This is a genomic window from Alphaproteobacteria bacterium, assembly GCA_040905865.1.
GTDB lineage: Bacteria > Pseudomonadota > Alphaproteobacteria > UBA8366.
On the sequence record JBBDQU010000044.1, the window covers coordinates 22,894 to 28,893 of the forward strand.

Below are 6,000 nucleotides of genomic sequence, written 5' to 3' on the forward strand. Positions count from 1 at the left end.
CTGAAACCCGGCACCGGCTGTCCCTTCGGGGGCGGCCGGTGTTTTTTCATGTTCGGGCAGGGCGGATGCGTCAGGTGTGACGACCGTCACTTGTTTTTAGTTTTAGAAAATATTAAATTGTTTTTCGGTAAAATTTTATGTAAATTAACTTTTAATGTCTTAAAAATGGTTTGAGAATTTTTATCGTTATTTTTTAATTGCTTGCATGGATTTTTCTCGGGAAATTGCCGCAATCCCAGGTCTTTCATACCCGTTACTTTACGTCGAAATGATATTCCATACGCCAAACGGGTGACGAAGATCTGGCATTAATTGCGCAAATTGCCGGCGCCTGAAGGCCGAAGAAAACACCATAAAGCAGATACGAACGGTATTCGAACCGCGAAGCAGACCAAAAAAGATTTGAAGCACTGAAACTTGGAATGAAAAACAACGCCACCACAGGGACCATACGGCAACGCGCGATCGGCGAAACCGCGCGGCGCGGCGCGTACCGCTCCGGACTGTTTGCCGTTCTCCTGAGCGCGGCGATCGGCGTCGCAGGCCTGCCGGTCCATGCCGGCGTTATCGGCGCACCGGACGTGGTGCAGAAGGAGACCCCGATAAAAACCGCGCTGGCGAAGCCCCGCAGCAGCCTGCAACTGCTGAAGGCGCAGATGAACGCCTTCAAGGACAGCCTGGACAACCTGAACCAGCTCAAGCAGTTCTTCGAACAGGACAGTCCCGGCCGGGAGGAAATCCTTCGCGATGCCCAGACGCTGATCCAGACGTTGCCGCAAACCGAAAATGCCGGCGACGCGGCCTGGCGCATCGCGGCCGTCGCCTCGCTCGCCACATCCGCGGGCCAGTTGTCCTCCCTGCGGATCAGTGACGATTTCAATCTCACCGGCGGCGCCGTCGGCTGGGATTTCGGCGCATCCGACGCCCCGGTCCAGCACGGTTTTACGCCCGTCACGCCGGAATCGCTCCGGCTCGACGGCGTCGAAGGCGACATCACCGCCGTCAATGGCGCCACCGCCCTGACCGATGGCATCAACGCCCCCGCCAACTTCAGGACGTCCCTTCCGAATGGCATGTATCGCATCCTCATCGTCGCCGACCCCGCCGTGGACGATGGGGAAGGCCGCAACCCGTTCGGCAACGGAATCACGATCAACGACGCGTCCATCGGCGCCGGTGACATGGCCGGCAAGGCGCCGCGGACGCAGCGCAGCCTCGGCACAGAAGCCGGCGACAAGGTTGCCGGGATCGTCAATCCCACGATCCGCAAGACCGCACAGGGCCTCGGCATCGAAGGCTGGGTCATCGTCCGAGACGGCCGTCTGGAAATCGACTTCCAGGGCCTGCCGCAGGACCGCACGATTTCGGCGATCGTCGCCGAACCGATAGATTTGAATAAAATGGAACTGAACCCGACAATCGCGGACGCGCTGGCCGCTGCCTTTTCCGGGCTTGAACCCGCCGCCGGTCCCGATGCGCCCCGCGGCGGCTTTGCGCCGCTCGGGCCCGGTAATTCATCCGGTACGTCGCAGGCCTCCGCCGGCGCCTCCCGCAAAACTGTCCCGCCGCCCGCGGTCCGCAATACGCCGGCGCCGACGACGCGCGCGCCGTTCATCAGCTCCTTCGGCAATCGTCGGCAGCAGGTGGCGTCCAGCGTCGCGCCGGCCGCGCTGCAGCTTTCCGAAGCGCCGGAACCGGCTGTCGAGACGCCCGTCGTCGATACGGACGATTTTTTCGACCGTCAGGTCCTGGTCAAGCAGGGCGATGGCGACGATAACAGCCAGGGCGTGGCAATCGACTTGGGCAACCTGCTCGACAATGGCAGTGGCACCGGTACGTTCCTGTGCGACGAGGCGCCCTGCGAGGACACGAATTTCACCGAAATCACGACCGAGCCGGACCTGAGCGCCGCCGACGCCCTGCTGGACGACTGGCTGTCCGACGCCGCGAATCTGGAGCACTGGGACGAAATCGCGGCGGTGCTGGCGAACTGGGCGCCCGGATCGGAAATCGCCCTCGTCTACGAATTCGATATCGCCGACGACCTGTGGACGGACGTCGAATTCCGCGCCAATGCCGGCAACGGCATCCTGATCTGGATCGACGGCGTATTCGTCCATGGCGCCAGCGGCCCCGGCACCTTCACCGACCAGGCCGGCTATGACTACCGGGCGGAATTTCCCGACCTGGCCGGTGGCAGCCATGTGCTGCAGATTATTGTCGAAAGCCGCAACGGCGAAACCCCGACGTTGAATTTCGAACTGCGCGGCACCCCGGTCGCCAGCAATACCGCTTCCGTTCCGGAACCCGCCGCCATGGCGCTGTTCGGCCTGGGCCTCGCCGGCCTCTTCGCGATCCGCCGCCGGAAAACCCAGGCTTGAAGCAAAGCCCGACTTGCGCGAACGGCAATAACGCTGCGGCCGGTTCCGCCGCTTGCGCCGCGTGAAACGGGCGCTGTCACGGTGACCGGCTGGACAGGGCGCGGCTGATGGAACATCTCCCTCGGCCCCGTCAAGCCTATTGACCTGCATCCTGCCGATATGCATCGCTCTTCTTCGTTGTAGACTTCCGGTCCGGCGCACATCCGCCCGGGCCGTTCGATACCGGGGAGAGAGAAATAGCCATGCAAGCGGATTATGTCATCGTGGGGGCCGGTTCCGCCGGCTGCGTGCTCGCCAACCGCCTGACGGAAGACCCGAATATACGGGTGATCGTGCTGGAGGCGGGCGGTCGCGATACAAATCCCTATATCCATATTCCCGCCGGCTATATCAAGCTGCTGGAGCATCCGACGATTACCTGGGGCTTCAAGGCCGACAAGAATTCGGGGCTGAACGGTCGCGAGATCAATTATCCGCGCGGCCGGGTGCTGGGCGGCTCCAGCTCGATCAACGGCATGATCTATATCCGCTCGCAGCCGGAGGATTACGACCACTGGTCGCAACTGGGCAATCGCGGCTGGTCTGGGGACGAGGTCTTTCCGTATTTCCGCAAGGCGGAAAACTGGGAAGGCGATGCCGATGCGATACATAGCAAGGGCGGGCCGCTGTTCACCTCGCGCACCCGCGACCAGCCGGAGCTTTGCGTCGCCGCACTGAAGGCCGGCCAGGAAATGGGCTGGGAATACCGCGAGGATCTGAACGACCTGCCGCACGGGCTCGGCGACCATATCGGCTGGGTGCAGCAGACGCGCGGCGGCCGGTTCCGGGCCAGCGCGGCGCGGTCCTACCTGCGCCCCGCCATGAAGCGGGCGAACCTGCAGGTCGTCACCAACGCGCTGGCGCACCGGGTGATTCTGGACGGCAAGCGCGCGGTCGGGGTCGAATTCTCGCGCGGCGGGGTGACGGAGCGCGCCGACGCCAGTGCCGAAGTGATCCTCTCCGGCGGCGCCATCGGTTCGCCGCATATCCTGCAACTGTCCGGCGTCGGCGATCCGGACCATCTCGGCGGGCTCGGCATCGAGGTGCGGCATGCGCTGAAGGGGGTGGGGCAGAACTTCCAGGACCATTTCCTGACCCGGGTGGTGGCCGACGTGAAGGATGTGGGCACGCTGAACGAGCGCTCGCGCGGCATCCGCTTCATCGGCGAGCTGATGAAATACACGTTTCAGGGGCGCGGGATGCTGACCTATGCCGCCTCGCTGCTGGCCGCCTCGGTTAAGGTGCTGCCGGAATCGGCGACGCCGGACATGCAGGCGCTTTTCTCCTCGGGCAGTTTTGCCCCGGGACCGACGCGCAAGCTGGACACCAAGCCCGGCATGACGTCCGGAATCTGGCAGATGCGCCCCGAAAGCCGGGGCCATGTTCTGGCCCGCACCGCCGATCCGCGCGACCAGCCGTCGATCAACCCGAACTACCTGGACGCGGACCGCGACCAGCGCAGCATGGTCGCCGGATTGCGGCTGGTGCGGGACTGGTTCAACGCGCCGGCGCTGAAACGTTATGTGGTGGCGGAAACCGTGCCGGGCCCGGATGTGCAGAGCGACGACGAATTCCTGCATTTCGCGCGCGAGGCCGGCACGACGGTGTTCCACGCCAGCTGTTCCTGCCGCATGGGCCCCGACCCGATGTCCGTGGTCGACGACCGGCTGCGCGTGCACGGGATGGAGGGGCTGCGGGTCGTCGACGCCTCGGTCATGCCGGCCGTCACCTCCACCAACACCAACGCCCCGACCATCATGATCGCGGAAAAAGGCGCCGACATGATCAAGGAGGACGCCCGCGCGCGGCAACGCGCCGCGGCGTGAGCGGGACCCAACGACGCTCGGCAAAAGAGGCCGTTGCAACTGCCGAGAAGGCACGGCGCGCGCCGATGGAGGGCCTCCACCGCGGCACGGTGTTGATGCAAGTGAATCGTTACTGAAACAGCCCCTTGTACTGGCCGCACCAGTCGTCCACGGCATTGGCCAGGCCGTCGAATTCGCCGTCGCCCATGGGCAGGGAGAGGACCATCATGTTGCGCCTTGCCACGTAGAAGCCGCGCTCGATCATGCCGAGGTGGAACAGGCCGCGGGCGGCGGCGCTGACCCTGGCGCTGTCAGCGGGGCCGGTCAGTTCCTCGTCCGTCAGGTGCAGCATCATCATGGAGCCGTAGCCGGTGACCTGGCCCGCGATGCCATGCTTCGCCAGCGTCCCGTTCAGGCGGGCGCGGAGGGCATTGCCGGCCTCGTTCATGGCGACGGCCTTCTCCGCCGTATAGATCTCGCGCAGGCCCGTGACGGCGGCGGCCATGGTGAGGACGTTGTTGTTGAAGGTGCCGGCGTGGCTCAGGTGGCCGGGCTTCGACGGGTCGAAACGCTCCATGATCGCGGCCTTGCCGCCGAACGCGCCGAAGGTCAGACCGCCGCCGACATACTTGCCGAGGCTCATCATGTCCGGTGTGACGCCGCAAACGCCCTGGTAGCCGCCGGGACCGAGCCGACTGGTCATAACCTCGTCAAAGATCAGGATGACGCCGCACTCCGCCGTCACCTCCCGCAGCATGGCGAGGAATTCCGGGGTCGCGCAGATGCAACCGCCGGAGCCGGTCATGGGCTCCAGGATGACGGCGGCGAGCGTGTCCTTCTTCGCGCGGATCAGCGCCGCCGTGCCGTCCACGTCGTTGTAGGCGCCGAGCGTCCAGGGGAAGGGCGCGTTCAATTCCCGCCCATAGGGGCCGAAGGAGAGGATCGAGCCGTGATAGGAACCGTCGAACGCCAGGATTTCGGCCTTGCCGCTGACGGCCCGGGCGGTGAGCAGGGCCAGCAGGTTCGCCTCGGTGCCGGAATTGGTAAAGCGCACCATGTCCAGCGAAGGAAAGCGGGCGGTCAGCAGGTCGGCCAGTTCGGCCTCCCGCCCGGTCGGGCCGCCGAGGGTGATGCCGTTCTCCAGCGCCTGCTTCACGGCCGCCTGAATGCGCGGTTCGGAGTGGCCGTAGAGGCTGGCCGTCTGCTCCGTCACGAAGTCGGTGTAGCGGTGGCCGTCCACATCCGTGACGCAGCAGCCCTCGCCGCCCGCCAGCGTGAGCGGAAATGGCGGGTAGAACAGCACGGTGCGGGTATTGCCGCCCGGCATGGAGCGCTTCGCGGCCTCGTAGGCCCGGGCGCTTTTCGGATTGGCGGCGACAAAGCGGGCTTCGGCCTCTTCGAGCGCGGCGGCGATATCGAAATTCCGGCGGTCGGACATGACGGGACCTTTGGTTCTGATCTGCTGGCCCATCATGCTGCGGTTTGGTCGCGTCCTGCAAATGGTTTGGTAACCGGCCGCCTGTGCCACCGGTGGGCGGCAAACCCAACCCATCACACTCCGGGACTAAACACCTTGTGCGGCAAACTTCGGAATCGTGTCAGTAGCCGACACGTCATTGAGAGGTCACTGTGTCCGCTATACGGTTCATAGAACCGGTTCCGGAAATCCATTGGAAAGCGGTTGGTTAAAACCGGAAAAGGTGCGGGAATCTAACCCGCACCTCAGACCGCTGACAAACCCCGTCGGATTTCCGGCGGGGTTTTCCTTTTGAGTA

3 protein-coding genes are annotated in these 6,000 nt (G+C 64.3%); 2 read left to right on the top strand and 1 reads right to left on the bottom strand.

The annotated features are described in order from the left end of the window. The first annotated feature begins 422 nt into the window (after positions 1-422). A complete protein-coding gene (locus tag WD767_08800; GenBank protein MEX2616180.1) occupies positions 423-2,381 on the top strand; it encodes a PEP-CTERM sorting domain-containing protein in 1,959 nt (652 codons plus the stop codon). Positions 2,382-2,623: 242 nt separating this feature from the next. After that, positions 2,624-4,246, top strand: coding sequence for a GMC family oxidoreductase N-terminal domain-containing protein (locus WD767_08805; protein MEX2616181.1), 1,623 nt, complete (start codon positions 2,624-2,626; stop codon positions 4,244-4,246). A 109-nt stretch (positions 4,247-4,355) separates the two neighbouring features. Here WD767_08805 and WD767_08810 read toward each other — a convergent pair whose 3' ends face one another. Continuing rightward, positions 4,356-5,663, bottom strand: coding sequence for an aminotransferase class III-fold pyridoxal phosphate-dependent enzyme (locus WD767_08810; GenBank protein MEX2616182.1), 1,308 nt, complete (start codon positions 5,661-5,663; stop codon positions 4,356-4,358). Between the last annotated feature and the right edge of the window lie 337 nt (positions 5,664-6,000).